We start from the raw sequence: 17,678 nt of genomic DNA, 5'->3' as shown, positions 1-17,678 counted from the left end.
TGTAGGACTTTTGCGCGTGGACGCGTAGGGGATGGCAGCTAGGCCGTAGGATTCATTGCGTGGTCATGCGGAGTAATCTTGTCTTGTAATAAGCAGGCAGCCGCACGCGACGGCTGCCTCGCCCTGCTATCACACATGGTGACACTTATCGGGTTTTCAACACCTGCCCATGCATTTTTTTGATGGCAAGATTGTAGGAAGGGCGGGCCGGCAGCCGGCCAACGCCGTTCACACCCATATCAGCGCTGGCGCGCCAGGTGGCGCCGCACCGACAGCAGTGCACCGATCAGGCCCAGAGCGGCACTGATCGCCAGCAGCCCGGCGATCTCCGCCGGCCCCAGCGGCATCAGCTGGAAGTTCGACCCGTACAGCTGGGCGAATTCTCCGATCGCGCCATTCAGCGGCCTCAGCGCCAGGATCACCACTCCCAACGCCACCGCGCCGGCGCACAGGCCGAGCAGGGCGCCGGTATAGAAGAAGGGGCGGTGGATGAAATCGTTGGTCGCGCCCAGCAGTTTCGACACCGCAATTTCCTCTTTCTGGGTCAGCACCTGCAGGCGGACCGTGTTGAACACGACCGCGATCACGACGATGCCCAGCGTGCCCGCCAGCAGCAGCAGGGCCAGGCGCAGGATGGCCAGCATCGCGGCCAGGCGCTTGACCCAGGCCGAGTCGACCTGCACCGTCTCCACGCCGGGCAATTCGCCCAGGCGCTCGGTGATCAGGTCCACCTGGCTGGCGGCGCCGGCGCTGGCGAAGCCTTCCAGCTTCATCACATAACTGTCGGGCAAGGGATTATCGCCCAGGGTTTCGAGCACGTCGCCCAGGCCGCTGCGCTCCTTGAGCGAAGCGAGCGCCTGCTCGCGCGGGATGAAAGCGATGTCCGCCGCTCCCTTGCCCTGCGGCGCGACGATCTGGCGGATCTGCGGCGCCAGCGCCTCGGCACTGGCGCGGCTGGTGTCCTCGCGCATGAACACGCTGATCTCGGGATCGACCGACAGTTGCTCGGACAGCGGGCGCACATTGTCGAGCAGGGTGAGGCCCGCGAACGGCAGCGTCAGCGCGAGCGCGACCACCAGTACATTGAACAGGAAGCTGCCGGGCGACTTGCGTACCGTCGACAGCGCGGCCCCGAGGGCGAAGCGGTGCTGGCGCAGCCACGGGCTCATGCCGCACCTCCGATCAGTTGACCCTGCTCGAGGCGGATCACGCGCGCGGCACTGTCCAGCACTTGTTCGTCGTGGGTCGAGATCACGCAGGTCACGCCGGCGGCGTGGAAGGCGCGCAGCGCGTCGAGCACCTTGTCGGCGGCTACCCGGTCGAGGTTGGCGGTCGGCTCGTCGGCCAGGATGATCTGCGGCCGGTTGACGATCGCCCGCGCGACCGCCACCCGCTGCTGCTCGCCGCCCGACAGTTCGAGCGGCATCGCCTTGGCGCGGTCCAGCAGCCCGACCCGGTCGAGGGCGGCGCGGGCGCGCTGGGCGGCGTCCGCCGTGCGTGCCCCCGTCACCAGCAGCGGCAGCATGGTATTGGCCAGGATGTTGCGGTCATTGAGCAGGCGCTGCTGCTGGAAGATGATACCGATATTGCGCCGCAGAAAGGGAATCCCGGCCGGCTTGAGGCGGCCGATGTCCTGGCCGTTGACGATCACGTTGCCTCTGCTGGGCCGCTCGACCGCCGCCACCATCTTCATGAGGGTCGACTTGCCGGCGCCCGACGGGCCGGCCAGGTAGACCAGCTCGCCCTTGGCGATGTCGAGCGAGACGTCGTGCAGCGCGTAGGCGCCCTGGGAGTCGCCATGGGTGTACTGCTTGGATACCGACTGGAATGCGATCATGGGCCCCGTCATCCGAGAAGCGCTTCGACGAATTCTTCGGCGTTGAAGGGCTGCAGGTCTTCCAGCTTCTCGCCCACGCCGATGAAGTACACGGGAATCGGACGGGTGCGCGCGATCGCCGCCAGCACGCCGCCCTTGGCGGTGCCGTCCAGCTTGGTCACGACCAGGCCGGTCAGTTGCAGCGCATCGTCGAAAGCCTTCACCTGCGCCAGTGCGTTCTGGCCGGTGTTGCCATCGATGACGAGCAGCGTCTCGTGCGGCGCGCCATCCATGCCCTTGCCGATCACGCGCTTGATCTTTTTCAGTTCTTCCATCAGGTGCAGCTGGGTCGGCAGGCGGCCGGCGGTGTCGACCATCACGACATCGGTCCCGCGCGCCTTGCCCGACTGCACCGCGTCGAAGGCGACCGCGGCCGGGTCGCCCGACTGCTGCGAGATCACGGTGACGTTGTTGCGCTGGCCCCAGACCATCAACTGCTCGCGCGCGGCGGCGCGGAAGGTGTCGCCGGCGGCCAGCAGCACCGACTGGTCGAAGCCTTGCATGTGCTTGGCCAGCTTGCCGATGGTGGTGGTCTTGCCGGCGCCGTTGACGCCCGAGATCATCATCACCAGCGGCTCGTGGCGGCCGAGTTCGAGCGGCTTTTGCAGCGGCAGGAGCAGCTCGATCATCAGCTCCTTGAGCGCGGCCTTGACGGCGGCGGCGTCGAGCAATTTGTCCTCTTTGACCTTGCGCCGCAGTTCACCCAGCAGGTGCTCGGTGGCGGCCATGCCGGCGTCCGACATCAGCAGGGCCGCTTCGAGTTCCTCGTACAGGTCTTCGTCGATGCGGGCGCCCACGAACAGCAGCGACAGGTTGCTCGAGGTCTTGGACAGGCCGGCCTTCAGGCGCGCCATCCACGAAGTCTTCTTTTCAGCCGCCGTGGTGGGGCGTTCTGCGGTCTCGGGGAACAGGTTGGCGCCTTCGTGCAGGACGCTGGCTTCGGCGGGGGCCTGGGAAACGACCGGGCGCGGCGCGGCAGGGGCCGGGGCGGCCCTGGGCGCGGGCGCCGGGGCCGGCGTCGGCACGGCCGGCACGACCGGTTCCGGCGCCGGGGTCTCGGGCGCTTTTTTTCTCTTGAAGAAGCTAAACATAGTGTCTGGTGGCGGGACTGCGTGCGGACGCCGGCGGGACCGGCGATGAAAAAGCCAGCGAATATTTTACCAGAGCAGCAATACGGAATTGGATTACACACAAGCGTGCACGCGAGCGGCACCATGACCGCACGCGGCTGTCATATCTTCGGCGTCTGCTCGACAGCATGGCGCCAGGGTGGACTGGATTGATGACAGAGAGATCAACGCCGACAACGGACGGGGCACACCGTGAAAACCCCAGCCTTCTTCAGGCGGCTGCCATATGGCGACAACGCCATGGACGGCCGCGCCGGCATCCTGCACCACGGCCGTCCGGGCCTTCATTGCCCTGGTGGCGCTGCTCCTTACCCAGCCGTCCGGCGAGCCGGCCAGCCTGTTCGACCGGCCGGTCCCGCTGCCGGCCGGGCCGGGGCTCGGGCCCGGCCGCCGCCGCTCCAGCGTCAGCGGCCGGCCCTGGCGCTTTGGGCCTGTTTCCGAATCGTGTCCAGCGTGGCGTTCGGGGTGATCAGGTTGCCGTCGTAGCGCAATTCGATCACGGCCGGCAGCTTGTTCTGCTCGGCATGCTCGAGCGCGCGGCGCAGCGCCGGCGCGAAATCCTCGGTCTTGTCGACGATTTCGCCATGGCCGCCATAGGCGCGCGCGAGGGCGGCGAAGTCCGGATTGTGCAGCCCCGTGCCCGAGACGCGGCCCGGATAGGTGCGCTCCTGGTGCATGCGGATGGTGCCGAACATATTATTGTTGAACACCAGGATCACGACGCCGGCGCCGTATTGCACGGCGGTCGCCAGTTCCTGGCCCGTCATCATGAATTCGCCGTCGCCGGCGAAGGTCACCACTGCGCGCTCCGGCCACACGATCTTGGCCGCCACGCCGGCCGGTACGGCGTAGCCCATCGCGCCGTTGGTCGGCGCCAGCTGGGTGCGCATGCCGCCGTAGCGATAGAAGCGGTGCGCCCACGAGGCGTAGTTGCCGGCGCCATTCGTGATGATGGCGTCGTGCGGCAGGGCCGCCTGCAGGTCCTGCACCACCTGCCACAGGTCGAGCGGCACGCCTTCCTGCAATAGCGCTGGCTGCGCCTGCCAGGCGGCCAGTTCCGCCCTGGCTTCGGCCACAGTGCCTTGCCAGGCGCCGGCGTCGACCGGTTCCATCGCGGCCAGCATGGCGCAGGCTTGCGGCATGCCGCTGGCGATCATGAGTTCACCCTGGTAGACGCTGCCCAGCTCCTCCGGGTCCGGGTGGATGTGGACCAGGCGCTGGCGCGGCACCGGTGAATCGAGCAGCGTATAGCCGCCGGTGGTCATCTCGCCCAGGCGCGGGCCGATGGCGATCACCAGGTCGGCCTCTTTTACGCGCGCCGCCAGCGTCGGATTGATGCCGATGCCGACGTCGCCGACGTAGTTCGGGTGGGCGTTGTCGAGCAGGTCCTGGAAACGGAAGGTGCAGCCGACCGGCAAGTGGTTGGCTTCGGCGAAGCGGGCCAGGTCGGCGCAGGCCTGGGCGTTCCAGGTGCCGCCGCCGAGCAGCACGAGCGGGCGCTGGCTCCCGGCGAGCATGGCGCGCAGCTGGCCGATCTGCTCGCCCGATGGAGCGCCGTGCGCCGGCTGGTAGGGGCGGGTGTCGGCGACCGCCGCGGTCGAGACCAGCATGTCTTCCGGCAGCGCCAGCACGACCGGGCCGGGGCGTCCGCTGGTGGCGACCTGGAAGGCGCGCGCCAGGTATTCGGGGATGCGCTCGGCGCGGTCGATCTGGGCCACCCATTTCGCCATCTGCCCATACATGCGGCGGTAGTCGATTTCCTGGAACGCCTCGCGGTCGATGAAGTCGTTGCCCACCTGGCCGATGAACAGGATCAGCGGCGTGGAGTCCTGGAACGCGGTATGCACGCCGATCGAGGCATTGGTGGCGCCGGGACCGCGGGTGACGAAGCAGATGCCGGGTTTGCCGGTCATCTTGCCGTAGGCCTCGGCCATGAATGCCGCGCCCCCTTCCTGGCGGTTGATCACGAAACGGATGTCCGAGTCGTGCAGCGCATCGAGCACGTCCAGGTAGCTTTCGCCGGGGACGCCGAAGGCGGTGTCGACACCGTGGACGTGGAGCGCGTCGACCAGGATCTGGCCGCCGGTGCGGGAAGGGTGCGTCATGTTGAGTCATCCATGTCAGAGAGGCTTGCGGGCATTCTAGGGGAGCGGCCCGGCAGTGGCTTTTGAAATGGCGACATCAAATTACAGAAAAGGAAAGGCGGGTTCATCAGCCGACCGGGACGATCTGTCATGGTCCTATCACCGCGCGCTGCCTGTATGATTTATTTTTTACTCAGGCATTTATTTATGCAACCTGTCGTTCGCAGCATCCTGATCCTGTCCATTGCGCTGCAGGCAGTCCCGGCGTTCGCCGCGGGCAGCGCCGCCGCGCAGTGCCAAGCCGACCTGGCCGATCTAAGCCATTTCATGCAGGCGAACGACGCCGGCGCCAGTGCGCACCTGGCCAGCCATGGTGCGGCGATCGGTGTGGCTGCCGATACGGCGCGCGCGGCGGCAGCCGAGGCGGCGGACGTGGCGGCCTGCGACGGCATCCTGCAAACCTATCTGCGTGCCTGGCGGCCCACCCACCTCCAGCTCATTCCCGCAGCCGGCACCGCGGCCGGCACCGCGTCCAGCGCAGCTTCGGGGCCGAACGGCGTGGATCCGCGCGCGCCCCGGCTACGTATCCTGGACCAGGACACGGTGCTGTGGATACTACCCAGCTTCCAGTACGGCTATGGTCGGCGCATCGCTTCACTGCTGGCCGAACATCGCGCCGAGCTCGCATCGCGCCAGCACTGGATCGTCGACGTGCGCGCCAACGATGGCGGTGACGACGGCAGTTACGCGCCGCTCCTGCCATTTCTGCTCGATGGTTATGTGCACCGCCACGGCGTCGAATATCTCGCGACCCGGGCAAATATCCAGTCGCAGCAGGATGTTTGCGCCTACGTCGGCGCGCCGGCGGCCTGTGCGCAGTGGATCGCGCCGCTGGTAGCGGCCATGCGCGCGGCGCCGATGGGCAGCTTCGTGCTGAGCAGCAGGCAGCGTGTCGTGTCCGACCCGGTCGGCGCCGAGGCCGATCGTCCCGCGCGCATCGCCATCCTGATCGATCGCGCCTGCGCCAGCAGCTGCGAGCAGTTCGTGCTCGAGGCGCGCACGGGCTTCCGGGTCAAGATCGTGGGCCGCCCCACCATGGGCGCCCTCGATTTCTCGAACCTGCGTCCCTACAAGCTGGCGTCAAGCCGGGTCCTGTTCTATGCGACCTCGCGCTCGACCCGCCTGCCGGACATGCACGTCGACGCCGCCGGCATCCAGCCCGACATCCTGCTGCCCGCGCCGCGCGATGCGGCCGGGCGCGATGCCGAGGTGGACACGGTGCGGCGCTGGCTCGCGGGCGATGCAATGCAGCCAGCCGCGTCCCCATCGGGTACGGCGCCGCCATGACGTAGACTGGCCAGTCGCTGGCCTTGTCGCGAGGGCTGGACAGCAGATCAGTCTGGAAGGATTCGGGGAGTTGCTGACTTCGCCAAGCGCTGATTCTGCTGATTGAGGACAATGCATCTTGGGCGCTCGCTGGCCAGCCAATCGGGTCAGGGGGGATCGTCCGTGGAGGAAAGTTGCACCTTCAACCTCGGTATGACAGGCGCGCGGCCAATCTTCAAGCTCGTCAACTCCGGCGATTTGCACGCAGCGGGTGTGCAGATGTGCAAAAGCATAATGGTCAAGGTCAGGAAGAATGGCAAGTTCGTGCTCGTGCTCGTGCTCGTGCGCCAGCGGCTGGCCAATCGTCGTCATGAGGAAAGCCTACCCTTGATGAGTGCACCAGTTCCGCCGACCAGGGAGGTTTCACGATGAGCGCCATCGGTATTCGATCAATCGCCAGGGCCTGTTGCTGGTTTGCCTGGGGCTGGAATGGGCAAGCGCGCGGAGATCGATACCGATCGACCGTCGTCGCCTGCTCATCGCCAAAGACGGAATCTTCTTCGAGGCAATTCGCGTCGGTAAACCGAAGCAGGTCGACGTCGCGCGATCGGGTACAATGGCGCCCGTGAAGCAGGCCAGACAGTCGCTGGTCCACGCCGCAAGGTCGTGGACGGGAGGAAGGTCCGGACTCCATAGAGCGGGGTGACGGTTAACGGCCGTCCGCTGAAGTCCGCTGGCGCAAGCCAGTGGTATAAGGCGAGGAATAGGGCCACAGAGACGAGCGTATTCAGTTACGGTGAAACGCGGTAACCTCCACCTGGAGCAATTCCAAATAGGCACGCGTTGATGTTGCTCGCGGAGCGTGCGGGTAGGAAGCTTGAGCGCTGGAGTAATCCAGCGCCTAGAGGAATGGCTGTCCAAGTGCCGCCGCAAGGTGGCGCTACACAGAATCCGGCCTATCGGCCTGCTTTACTTTTAATTCCTGACGCGCGTGCGCCACATGAGCCACGTGCGTCGTCGACGGTCGTCCCGGACCGCTAGCGGGTGGCGTGCCGTGCCGGCCGCCGCGTGACCAAAGCCCGGAGACGCGATTGACCCACTACATCCTCGCCCTCGACCAGGGCACGACCAGCTCGCGCGCCATCGTGTTCGACCGCGCCGGCTTGCCCGTGGCCAGCTGCCAGCGCGAATTTCCCCAGCACTTCCCCCAGCCCGGCTGGGTCGAACACGATCCGCTCGACATCTGGCACAGCCAGCTCGCCTGCGCGCGCGAGGTGCTGGCGCACAGCGGCGTCAAGGCCTCGCAGGTCGCCGCGATCGGCATCGCCAACCAGCGCGAGACCACGCTGCTGTGGGAGCGCGCCAGCGGCGAACCGGTGGCCAACGCCATCGTGTGGCAAGACCGGCGCACCGCCGGTGCCTGCGACCGCCTGCGCGAAGCGGGCCGGGCGGCCTTCATCCAGGAGCGCTGCGGCCTCGAGCTCGACGCGTATTTCTCGGCCACCAAGCTGCAATGGCTGCTCGAGCGTGTTCCCGGCGCCCGCGCCCGCGCCGAGAAGGGCGAGCTGGCCTTCGGCACGGTCGACAGCTGGCTGGTCTACCGCCTGTGCGGCCGCCACGTCACCGACACCAGCAACGCCGCGCGCACGATGCTGTTCAACATCCACACGCTGGACTGGGACGACGACTTGCTGGCGCTGTTCGGCATCCCGCGCGCACTGCTGCCCGAGCTCGTTCCCAGCGCCGGCACGGTCGGGCTGGCGGCCGAGGAATGGTTTGGCCACGCCATCCCGATCGCCGGCATCGCCGGCGACCAGCAGGCGGCCACCTTCGGGCAGGCCTGCCACCGCAAGGGCCTGGTCAAGAATACCTACGGCACCGGCTGCTTCATGCTGATGCATGCCGGCGCAGCGGGACAGGACCCGCCACCGGTGTCGCACAACCGCCTGCTGGCGACCGTCGGCTGGACCGTGAATGGCCGGACCGACTACCTGCTGGAGGGCGGCGTGTTCATGGGCGGCGCCACCGTGCAGTGGCTGCGCGACGGCCTGGGCATCATCCGCCAGTCGAGTGACGTCGAGGCGCTTGCCACCAGCGTGCCGGACAGCGGCGGCGTGATGCTGGTGCCGGCCTTTACCGGCCTCGGCGCGCCGCACTGGGATCCGTATGCGCGCGGCACCATCCTTGGCATGACGCGCGGCACGGGCGCCGCCCATATTGCGCGCGCCGCGGTCGAGGCCATCGCCTACCAGAGCGCCGAGCTGCTCGCCGCGATGCAGAAGGACGCCGCCTGCGCCGTCACCGAGCTGCGCGCCGATGGCGGCGCCGCGCGCAACGACTTGCTGATGCAGTTCCAGGCCGACCTGCTGGGCTGCGAAGTGGTGCGTCCGCGCGTTCTCGAGACGACCGCCCTGGGCGCGGCCTACCTGGCCGGCCTGGCTTGCGGCTATTGGGAGTCGCTGGAGGCGATCGAGGCGCAGTGGCAGGTCGAGCGCCGCTATGCGCCGCGCATGGATGCCGGCCGCCGGGCCGAATTGATGGCGCGCTGGGGGCGGGCAGTGGAGCATGCCCGTTCCTGGGCCACGCCAGATGATTGAGAAAACGTGGCAGCCATATGACGCCGTTGCATAAAACCTGTAAAACTGAAATGCTCGGCAAGATCGATGAAAGTAATGATTCCGCACGGAAGCTAGGTAGCCTATTTTCCGAGTTGAGCAATTCTGCGCGTCATGGTGAGCGCGTCCTCGACCTACCGGAAATGATGTCGACCTCGAACCGTAATCGCGTATTGGCTGCTGTCCTGGCTGCCGTCATGCCTTTCACCAGCGCCCATGCCGCCAGCCGGCCACCGCCAAGTTCGATGTGACGATGAGCAGCGGCACCGGGACCGGCGCGACGCAGAGCGTCATGATGCATGGCCGCGCCAGCGCGCGCCGACACCGGGAAATTACCGCGACACGATCACGGTGCAGCTGACGTTCTGAGGCAGAAGCAACATTCCCCGCCGGGGCGGGGAGTGGAGGCGATCAGCGTAGCGGATTGGACGGCACCGAATGCAGCCAGCGCGCGTGCACGAAGCGCGCCGCGTAGTCGAGCGCGTAACCGAGCAGGCCGATCAGGATGATGGCGGCCGTCAGTTCGGAATACGCCAGGCGGTCGCGTGTATCGAGGATGAAGTAGCCAAGGCCGGCCGATACGCCCAGCATCTCGGCCGGCACCAGCACGATCCAGATGATGCCGATCGCCAGGCGCACGCCGGTCAGGATCTGCGCCGTGATCCCCGGCAGCACCAGGCGCCAGATGACTTCCCACCTGGTGGCCGACAGCGAGCGCGCCAGCAGCATCCAGTTGGGGTCGAGCTGGGCCACGCCGGCGGCGGTGCTGAGCATCAGCGGCCACACGGCGGCAAACGCCAGCAGGAAGTACACGGGCGCGTCGCCCACGCCCAGCACCATCACCGCCAGCGGCATCCACGACAGCGGCGAGACCATGCGCAGCAGCTGGAACAGCGGCGTGCTGGCCTGGCTGAAGGCCTTCGACATGCCGACCAGGATCCCGAGCGGCACGCCGAACAGGATCGCGAAGCCCAGGCCCACGGCCACCCGCTCGAGGCTGGTGGCCACGTGCAGCCAGATGTCGGGCCCCAGCACCATGACGCGGAAGGCATCGAAAGTCTCCATCGGCGCGAACATGGCCGCGATCGGCGTGGTCTCTTCGAGTCCCTTGACGCCCCAGGACCACAGCAGCAGCGCGATCGCAAAGCCGGCGACCGGCCACAAAAAACGTCCCAGCATCATCAGGCCGCGATGGTTTCGGCGCGCAGCAGGTTGGCCGGCAGGCCAAACTTGGCGGGGCCGCCCACGGCCTGGATCGATTTGCGCACGAAGCGGTCGTCGACCAGGTCACGCGCCACGAACTTCGGATCGAGCTTGGCCAGGAAGCTGGTGTCGCCCTCGACCTTGGTCTGGCCGATGGCGCGCACCAGTTCCTCGGTGTACGAGGCGAACGGGAAGGGCTGGAAGTCGATGCGGCGCTGGTTCCAGGCCGGATGAGTGACAATGCGGCGCTTCTCGTAATCGGCATAGTCGGTGGCGGCCAGCACCTTGGTCAGCGCCTGCAGATTGTGCGGCGTGTACTTGTTGGGGCCGGAGGCGGCCAGCAGCTTGGCCGTCTCGACCTGGTTGGAACGCGACCACAGCTGGGCATTGACGATGGCGTTGGTCACGCGCTGCGACCATTCCGGCCTGTCGTTCAGGTCGCGCTCGGCGAGGAAGGTCACGCAGCAGGCATGGTTCTGCCAGACGTCACCCGAGAAGCGCAGCACCTTGCCGATCCTGGCATTCTCGGCCGCGGCATTGAACGGCTCGGCCACGATATAGCCGGCGATCGACTTGGTCGCCAGCGCCGACACCATTTCGGATGGCGCCAGCACGACCAGGTTGACTTCGTTGGGCTTGATCTCGGCGCCGCGCGCGCGGGTCACGACATTGAGCTTGTTGGCGCCCAGGATTTTTTGCAGCAGGATGTTGTGGATCGAGTACCAGAACGGGATCGCGACGGTCTTGCCGCCCAGCTCGGCCACCGTATTGATCTCGTTCTGCACCGTCAGGGCCGAGCCGTTGATGTGGTTCCAGGCCACGACCTTGGCCGGGAATTTCGAACCGTAGCGCACCCACAGCGTCGCTGGCGACAGCAAATGGATCACATTGACCTGGCCGGCCACGAAGGCTTCGATGATCTGGGCCCAGCTGCGAAACAGGCGCGGCGTCTCGACTTTCAAGCCCTGCTGCTCGAACAGCTTGCGTCCATGCGCCACCAGCAGCGGGGCGGCGTCGGTGATCGGCAGGTAGCCGATCTTGACCGGCTGGTCGTCGCCCTTGAAGTTCTGCGCCATCGCATCGCCCGCGAACAGCAGCGGCGACGCGGCCGCGGCAGAGGTAAGGGCCGACATGCGCAGGAAGTCGCGCCGGGTCATGCCGCAATCGCAGTCGGAGGAAGCGCAGATATGGATCGGGTTGCTCATGGGTTTTCCTTGTTATGGGTGCTTGGTTCAAAACTCGTGGAACGTGTGGCCATGGGTCAGGCGCCGGCGCGCAGCGCCTTGATGATGTCCAGACGCAGCGCGACGACGTCCTCGGCGTGCTCGTGGCGCGGCCGCGGCAGGTCCACCTTCCACTCGCGCACGATGCGGCCGGGCTGGCCCGCCATCAGCAAAATGCGGTCGGCGACCAGGATCGCTTCGTCGATATCGTGGGTCACCAGGAGGGCGGCGGTATGCCAGCGGTGCACCAGGTCGACCAGCAGGGTCTGCATCTCGGCGCGGGTAATCGCATCCAGCGCCGAGAACGGCTCGTCGGCGAACAGCAGCTCGGGCTGGCGCGCCAGTGCGCGCGCCAGCGCGACGCGCTGGGCCTGGCCGCCGGACAGCTGGGCCGGGTAGGCTTGCGCGCGCGCCGCCAGGCCGACCGCCTCGATGGCGTCCAGCACCCGCGACTTGCGCGCCTCGCGCGTGATCGCCGGCTGGCGCGCGAAATCCAGGCCGAAGCCGACATTGCCTTCGACGCTCAGCCAGGGCAGCAGGCTCGGTTGCTGGAACACCAGCGCCGCGCGCGGATGCGGCTCCAGCAGCGGCTCGCCCAAAAAACCGACGCTGCCGGCCTGCGCCGGGCTCAGTCCCGCCAGGCCGCGCAGCAGGGTCGACTTGCCGCAGCCGCTGCCGCCCAGCAGGCAGACGATCTCGCGCTTGTCGATGGTGAGCGAGATATCGTCCACCACGGTCTTGCCGCCGTAGCCGATGCGCAGCTTCGATGCCGACAGCGCGGTCGCGCCTTGTTCGATCGCCTGCGCCATCATGCCGCGGCGTGCTTCGCGAGTTCGACCTGCAACTGGGTCAGGCTCGGGGTAACGATCGGGATGAACGCCGATTCGCGCCAGCGGCGCGCGAAGCTGCGGTCGCGGTCGACCAGGTAGGCGCGGCCGCCGCTGGCCTGCAGCTCGAGCATCACCGCTTGCTGGACGGCTTCGGCCAGCGCGATCCGCAGGCGGAACATCGGCGCCGCCGCGGTCTTGAAACGGCCATCAAGCACGCCGTCCTTCAGCTGCGTCACCAGCGACTCCAGCGTCTCTTGCTGGGCCATGATGCGCTCGATCAGCGGGCCGCGCATGGCGGTGGACAGCGTGTGCGCCGCGCGCAGGCTGGCGCGCGCCAGGCCGATCGACAGGCCGCATTGCAGGCCCAGGAACGATGGACGCACGCCCGGCAGCCAGGCGCGCGCATTCGGATGCAGCACCTCGCCTTCGCCGATCTGCACGCCTTCGATCCTGACGGCGGCGGTGTTGCTGCCGCGCAGGGCCATGAGTTCCAGGTCGGGGCTGCGCGTGACGCCGGCGCTGTCGCTGATGAACGCGACCACCGCCGGGGGCAGGTCGCCGGCGGAGTTGACGGCGGCGGCGGCGATGAAGCCTTCCTTGCGCAGGTTGGTGATCCAGGCCAGCGCGCCGTCCAGCTGCCAGCCTCCTTCGGTCGGGGTGGCGGTGATCTGCAGCGACTCGATCCCGGACAGGAATTTCATCGCGTTCGACAGGCCGGTGGCGCCGGCGAACTCGCCGCGCATCAGCGGGCCGATCCAGCGCGCGCGCATGGCGTCGTTCGGGCTTTGCAGCAGGTATTCGATGAAGGTGCGCTGGCCCCAGAACACGAAGGCGGCGGTGACGGAATACTCCGCGACGGCGGCGATGGCGTCGATCGCATCGACCGTGGCGCCGCCGCTGCCGCCGAATTGCTGCGGGACGCCGACGGCGAACAGGCCGGCGCCGGCCAGGCGCGGCACGACCTCGGACGCCAGTTGCGGCGTGCTGTCGAGCTGGTCGGCGTTGGCCAGCAGCCAGTCATGGAGGTCGGCCGGCAGCCGTGGCGTTTGTTCGCCGTGCGACATCAGATGGCCCCGCTGGCGAAAGGTTGCAGTTGCGGGTTGATCGCGTTGCCTGCCAGGGTGTTGGCGAAGTTGCACAGGGTAGCCAGGCTGATGCCCAGCACGACTTCCAGCGCCTGCTGGTCGTTGTAGCCGGCCGCCTTGAATGCGGCCAGGGCGTCGTCGCTGACGCCGCCGCGGGTGGCGATGACTGCCTCGGAGAATACGCGCACGGCGTCCAGCCTGGCGTCGCCGGTATCCTGGCCTTGTTGCATGGCGCGCACGGTCTCGACCGGCAACTGGGCTTTCTTCAGGGCGATCGCGGTATGGCCGGCGATGCAGAAGTCGCAGCCGTGGATGCGGGCGGCGGTGATCTGCACGACTTCGCGTTCCGGCAGGGTGAGGCTGGTCTCGGCATTGATGCCGGACACCGTCATATAGGTTTGCAGCGCTTGCGGCGAATTGGCCAGCACGCCGATCAGGTTCGGCAGGAAGCCATTGTTGGCGACGGCCTTGTCCACGAAGGGACGGCTGCCTTCGGGCGCGGTTTCTTGGGTATGCAGGGTAAGGCGTGACATGGCGGCTCTCTTCAATAAAGCGTTGGATGACAGGGATGAACTCGTCATTTTAAGGGCGAATGAAAAATACGTTTGGACACACCCGTCCTTGTTTTCTGCTCGGTCGTCCGAATCGGTGGGGTGCCTCGCGTCTTGACATGGATGTGGCGGCTTCGGCGGAAGGTGCCTGGATGCTCGCCCATCACTTTATGGAAGGCGCGCGAGAAGGCGGCATAGGAACTGTAGCCGACGTGCCTTGCGGTGCGCTCGACCGTCGCGCCGCCATGCAGGCGCTGGGCCGCGATTTTCATACGCAGCAGCAACAGGAACTGGGCCGGCGCCTGGCCGCTGGCCTCGCCGAAATGCTTATAAAAGCTCGAGCGCGACATATGGGCCGCGCGCGCCATGTTCTCGGTCGACCAGTCCTGGCCCGGCTCCTGCATCATGCGCTCGAGCAGGCTCGAGAAGGCAGGGCGGCTGGCCACGGCCAGGAGGCCGGTGGCGATGTCCTGCCGGCGCGCCACGTGGCGGATCGCATAGAAGAACATCAGCTCGGCCAGGCGCGCCACCAGCGGCGACGGCGTTTCCGGATCGCGCGCCGGCTCCAGCAGGATTAGTTCGAACAGCGCGTTCAGCGCTTGCAGCGACGGGTCGTCGGCGCGCAGCACCAGACTGTCGGGGAAGGAATCGGCGATCAGGGTGCTCAGTGCGCTGCGCAAGTGGAAGAAGCCGCAGGCCAGCGCCGTGGCGTCCGGCGCCGCCGGACCGAGCCGCTGCATCGGCACGCCGGGGCGGGCCGTGGCCGGGTCGGTGCAGGGATCCGATTCCGGGCTCAGGAAGTGCGGCGTGTCGCGCAACATGAATACGCCGTCGCGCGCGCGCAGGCGGACCGGCGCCCGGCCCTCGACGTGCAGGTAGCACTCGCCATGCAACACCAGGTGGAAGCTGCCCAGGCCGCGGCCGGCGGTGGACGCCTGCCAGCGGCCGCAGTATTGGCCGAGGTGAAAGAGCGTCGCATCCAGCTGCATGCTGTCGACCAGCCAGTGCACGAGACGGTCCGCATCGGCAGCAGGAGCAATGGAATGGGCGGAACGATTCACTCAGCCATTATCCGTGGCGGCCGGCCGGCCGCCTACGAAGAAAAACTGATATGCAAATAAGAAAAACGTCTAGCTGCCTAAAAATACACTGTCACCCGCTTGGCGTCGCCAGGCACGATCCGGTGCGAGGGCGCGCTGGTGTTGTCCACCAGGTAGGGCGTCGATGGGCTGGCGCAGGCGACAGCAACGGCATGGGCCACGCTCACCGAGCAGGCGGCGACCACCTCGAAGCGCGCTTCGAAGCTGGCCGATGCGCTGCGCGCGTCCGCCACCGCCGGCAAGGCCAGGGCGGCGGCGGCCAGGCTGGCCGCGGGGAGACAGGATGCGCGCAACATGGTGAACAAAGCGTAGACTGAGCGGAAATATAGGCGATGAATTCATCATAGCGGCTTTGCCAGAGGCTTGCGCGCGGCAGCATGGATACCGGACTGGCAGGTGTTAGGGCGGATTTCGGGTTTGGCGGGATTGTTGGCGCAGTCAATGTACCACCGCCTGGCCATGGGGTGGATGAATGCCCGTGTATTCACTGAAGAACGGCAGGCTTGCCGGATTTGCGGACTTTGCTATGAATTAGAGGAATGTTTCTAAAGAAACTTTTATTGGAAAATAGAACTTTTTATCCAGTCAGGCGAGCAGGCCCTGCACGGCGTCGAGGAGTTCGAAGGGACTGAAGGGCTTGACCAGGTAAAGATCGGCGCCGGCCGCCATGCCGGCCGCGATATCGCTTTGCTGGCCGCAGGCCGACAGCAGGACGATCCTGGTAGCGGCATTGCGCGGGTCGCGCCTTAGTTCGGCGCATAGATCGAGACCGCTGGCACCGGGTCCGAGCCAGATGTCCAGCATGACCAGGTCTGGCCGCTCTTGATTGAACCGGGCCAGCGCCTGCTCGGCGTTGGATGCTTCGACGATGCGGCCCAGCGATTGCAGGCTGAGCGAGATCAGCAGCCGCAATTCGTCCTGGTCGTCGACCACGAGAATGGTCTTATCCATGGCCGTATCCAGGCCGTGATGGTGGAGCGTCTGCTTGTTGGGGCAAGGATAAGGCGGACACGGGCAATCCTCCGTCAACTCGGGCGCATGGCACCCGATGTCGAGCATAGCAGCTAGGCGCGCGCCAGGCCGCTCTCTACGGCGGCGCGCAGTTCGCCGAACGGTACCGGTTTGGGAAAGACGGGAATGTCGGAGGGCAGGCCCATGGCCTTGATTGTCGCGCCGTCCAGGCCGCTGACCACGATCATCTTCATGCCGGTCGTGCCGCTGTCCTCGCGCAGGGTACGGATCATGCGGAAGCCGTCCATTCCCGGCATGTTCAGGTCGCTGACCAGGAGGTCGGGGCGCTGCTCCCCGATGCGGATCAGCGCTTCGAAGCCGTTGTTCGCCTTGATCACGTCCAGGTCCAGGTCCCAGCCGGTCATCTCGAGCTCGTACAGGCGCAGCATCAGCGGATCGTCGTCGACCACCAGCACCCGCCGTCCGCTCGACATCGGCGCGGCCGGGGCGGCCGGGGCATGGCCGGCAATGGCCAGGCGCCGGCCGTCGACCAGGCGATTGACCGACTGCACCGTGATGCGGCGGTGGCCGCCGGCGGTGCGCCAGGCCTGCAGCGTACCGTTCTCGACCCACAGCTGCACCGTGCGGTGCGAAACGCCGAGGATGGCCGCGGCCTCCTTGGTCGAGCAATAGTCCGCGGCGTTGTAGCTCGATGCCGGCTGGAGGTCGGAAAGGGTTTTCATATTTGCCGATATTACGATTTTAGTTTCCTAAAGTCAAAATAGTTAACTGGAAGTAGTGCGCGGCGCGCCACAGTCGTAAAGCATTTACAGACGAAAACATAGGGAAAAAGACGGTGCCGGCATTGACCAGGAAGTGCTGTCATTCGCAATGGACTGGATGCCCATACAGTGACACAAAAGCCTCACAAGTTGTTTCTTAACGTCAATATTATTCTTCTGATTGACGTTGCTCAAACGTAAACATCGTCATTACAACTCAGGGCTTTCTTTCACTCCTAATGCTAAGTCCCTGATGTAATGAGATATTTTGTTGAGTCAGGTCTCTCTAACATGCATCTAAGTCCTTGGTTTCATTGGCAAAATTCGATTTTCTCAATCGTGAATTCGCTTGACCGCCAATCTTGCTTCCACTAAAGTGGGAAACGGTGTGAAAAAGTGTCGATTTGTGGGAGAGTTGTGGGGTAACTCCCTCGGCTCCCGGCGCCCGACAAACTACGACAAACAACTCTCCAAAAGCTAGGTAAATACGTGTTCCAGGGCGCGTCCGCGATCAATCTCGATGCAAAAGGCCGAATGTCGATTCCGGCCAAGTACCGTGACGCCCTCACGCTTCAATGCGAGGGTCGCATGACCCTGACCAAGCACCCCCATGGCTGCCTCCTGTTCTTCCCGCGTCCCGTATGGGAAGAGCACCGCAAGCAAATCGCTGCCTGGCCCATGTCGGCCAGGGCGTGGCAGCGCATTTTCCTCGGCAACGCCGTCGATGTCGAGCTCGACAGCGCCGGTCGCGTGCTGATCTCTCCCGAACTGCGTGCCGCGGTCGGGCTTGAAAAAGAAGTGATGATGCTCGGCATGGGCACCCACTTCGAAATCTGGAATGCCGCCAAGCTGGCCGAAGACGAGGCCGAGGCCGTCTCCGGCGGCATGCCCGATGTTCTTTCCAACTTCTCCTTCTGAGGCG

18 protein-coding genes and 1 other RNA gene are annotated in these 17,678 nt (G+C 66.1%); 6 read left to right on the top strand and 13 right to left on the bottom strand.

What is annotated here, in order from left to right:
• Positions 1–239: 239 nt before the first annotated feature.
• The 4 genes from ftsX to AC56KW_RS06875 form a co-directional block, all read right to left on the bottom strand.
• Positions 240–1,169, bottom strand: a complete 930-nt coding sequence (gene ftsX / locus AC56KW_RS06890; RefSeq protein WP_497169994.1) for a permease-like cell division protein FtsX — start codon at positions 1,167–1,169, stop codon at positions 240–242.
• A complete protein-coding gene (locus AC56KW_RS06885) occupies positions 1,166–1,837 on the bottom strand; it encodes a cell division ATP-binding protein FtsE (RefSeq protein ID WP_497169993.1) in 672 nt (223 codons plus the stop codon). Before AC56KW_RS06885 ends, ftsX begins: the two co-directional genes overlap by 4 nt.
• Positions 1,838–1,845: 8 nt before the next feature.
• The gene (gene ftsY / locus AC56KW_RS06880) at positions 1,846–2,967 is read right to left on the bottom strand and encodes a signal recognition particle-docking protein FtsY (RefSeq protein ID WP_497169992.1); all 1,122 of its coding nucleotides are present in this window, start codon (positions 2,965–2,967) and stop codon (positions 1,846–1,848) included.
• 443 nt (positions 2,968–3,410) lie between these two features.
• Positions 3,411–5,111, bottom strand: coding sequence for a thiamine pyrophosphate-binding protein (locus AC56KW_RS06875; RefSeq protein ID WP_497169991.1), 1,701 nt, complete (start codon positions 5,109–5,111; stop codon positions 3,411–3,413).
• A gap of 186 nt (positions 5,112–5,297) precedes the next feature.
• Here AC56KW_RS06875 and AC56KW_RS06870 point away from each other — a divergent pair, with 186 nt between their 5' ends.
• The 5 genes from AC56KW_RS06870 (at position 5,298) to AC56KW_RS06850 (ending at position 9,282) form a co-directional block, all read left to right on the top strand.
• Positions 5,298–6,437: a S41 family peptidase gene (locus AC56KW_RS06870; RefSeq protein WP_497169990.1), complete on the top strand. Its 1,140-nt coding sequence runs from the start codon at positions 5,298–5,300 to the stop codon at positions 6,435–6,437.
• 111 nt (positions 6,438–6,548) lie between these two features.
• Positions 6,549–6,848 (top strand): lysozyme family protein, encoded by a 300-nt coding sequence (locus tag AC56KW_RS06865; protein ID WP_497169989.1) that lies wholly within the window; start codon positions 6,549–6,551, stop codon positions 6,846–6,848.
• Positions 6,849–7,043: 195 nt separating this feature from the next.
• Positions 7,044–7,391, top strand: an RNA gene (gene rnpB, locus AC56KW_RS06860) — RNase P RNA component class A.
• Positions 7,392–7,507: 116 nt separating this feature from the next.
• Positions 7,508–9,013 (top strand): glycerol kinase GlpK, encoded by a 1,506-nt coding sequence (gene glpK, locus AC56KW_RS06855; RefSeq protein WP_497169988.1) that lies wholly within the window; start codon positions 7,508–7,510, stop codon positions 9,011–9,013.
• 17 nt (positions 9,014–9,030) lie between these two features.
• A complete protein-coding gene (locus tag AC56KW_RS06850) occupies positions 9,031–9,282 on the top strand; it encodes a hypothetical protein (protein ID WP_497169987.1) in 252 nt (83 codons plus the stop codon).
• Between the two features lie 160 nt (positions 9,283–9,442).
• Here the strand turns inward: AC56KW_RS06850 and AC56KW_RS06845 are convergent, their stop codons facing one another.
• The 9 genes from AC56KW_RS06845 to AC56KW_RS06805 form a co-directional block, all read right to left on the bottom strand.
• On the bottom strand, positions 9,443–10,210 hold the full coding sequence (locus tag AC56KW_RS06845; protein WP_497170230.1) for an ABC transporter permease: 768 nt from the start codon (positions 10,208–10,210) through the stop codon (positions 9,443–9,445).
• Between the two features lie 2 nt (positions 10,211–10,212).
• Positions 10,213–11,439, bottom strand: coding sequence for an ABC transporter substrate-binding protein (locus tag AC56KW_RS06840; RefSeq protein WP_497169986.1), 1,227 nt, complete (start codon positions 11,437–11,439; stop codon positions 10,213–10,215).
• Between the two features lie 56 nt (positions 11,440–11,495).
• Positions 11,496–12,266 (bottom strand): ABC transporter ATP-binding protein, encoded by a 771-nt coding sequence (locus AC56KW_RS06835; RefSeq protein ID WP_497170229.1) that lies wholly within the window; start codon positions 12,264–12,266, stop codon positions 11,496–11,498.
• Complete coding sequence (locus AC56KW_RS06830; RefSeq protein WP_497169985.1) at positions 12,266–13,351, bottom strand: acyl-CoA dehydrogenase family protein; 1,086 nt, start codon at positions 13,349–13,351, stop codon at positions 12,266–12,268. The genes AC56KW_RS06835 and AC56KW_RS06830 overlap by 1 nt, the downstream gene beginning before the upstream one ends.
• A complete protein-coding gene (locus AC56KW_RS06825; protein WP_497169984.1) occupies positions 13,351–13,905 on the bottom strand; it encodes a carboxymuconolactone decarboxylase family protein in 555 nt (184 codons plus the stop codon). Before AC56KW_RS06825 ends, AC56KW_RS06830 begins: the two co-directional genes overlap by 1 nt.
• A gap of 44 nt (positions 13,906–13,949) precedes the next feature.
• Positions 13,950–14,984 carry an AraC family transcriptional regulator gene (locus AC56KW_RS06820; RefSeq protein WP_497169983.1) on the bottom strand — a complete coding sequence of 345 codons (1,035 nt, stop codon included), beginning with the start codon at positions 14,982–14,984 and terminating at the stop codon, positions 13,950–13,952.
• Between the two features lie 77 nt (positions 14,985–15,061).
• A complete protein-coding gene (locus tag AC56KW_RS06815; protein WP_497169982.1) occupies positions 15,062–15,319 on the bottom strand; it encodes a hypothetical protein in 258 nt (85 codons plus the stop codon).
• A gap of 289 nt (positions 15,320–15,608) precedes the next feature.
• Complete coding sequence (locus tag AC56KW_RS06810) at positions 15,609–15,974, bottom strand: response regulator transcription factor (RefSeq protein ID WP_497169981.1); 366 nt, start codon at positions 15,972–15,974, stop codon at positions 15,609–15,611.
• Positions 15,975–16,087: 113 nt separating this feature from the next.
• Positions 16,088–16,717, bottom strand: coding sequence for a response regulator (locus AC56KW_RS06805; RefSeq protein ID WP_497169980.1), 630 nt, complete (start codon positions 16,715–16,717; stop codon positions 16,088–16,090).
• Positions 16,718–17,245: 528 nt separating this feature from the next.
• Between AC56KW_RS06805 and mraZ the strand changes: the two genes are divergently transcribed.
• The gene (mraZ, locus tag AC56KW_RS06800) at positions 17,246–17,674 is read left to right on the top strand and encodes a division/cell wall cluster transcriptional repressor MraZ (protein WP_497169979.1); all 429 of its coding nucleotides are present in this window, start codon (positions 17,246–17,248) and stop codon (positions 17,672–17,674) included.
• The last annotated feature ends 4 nt before the right edge of the window (positions 17,675–17,678 follow it).

The organism is Telluria sp. RT2P19 (genome assembly GCF_059685725.1).
This window is presented reverse-complemented; position numbering and strand designations above follow the sequence as displayed.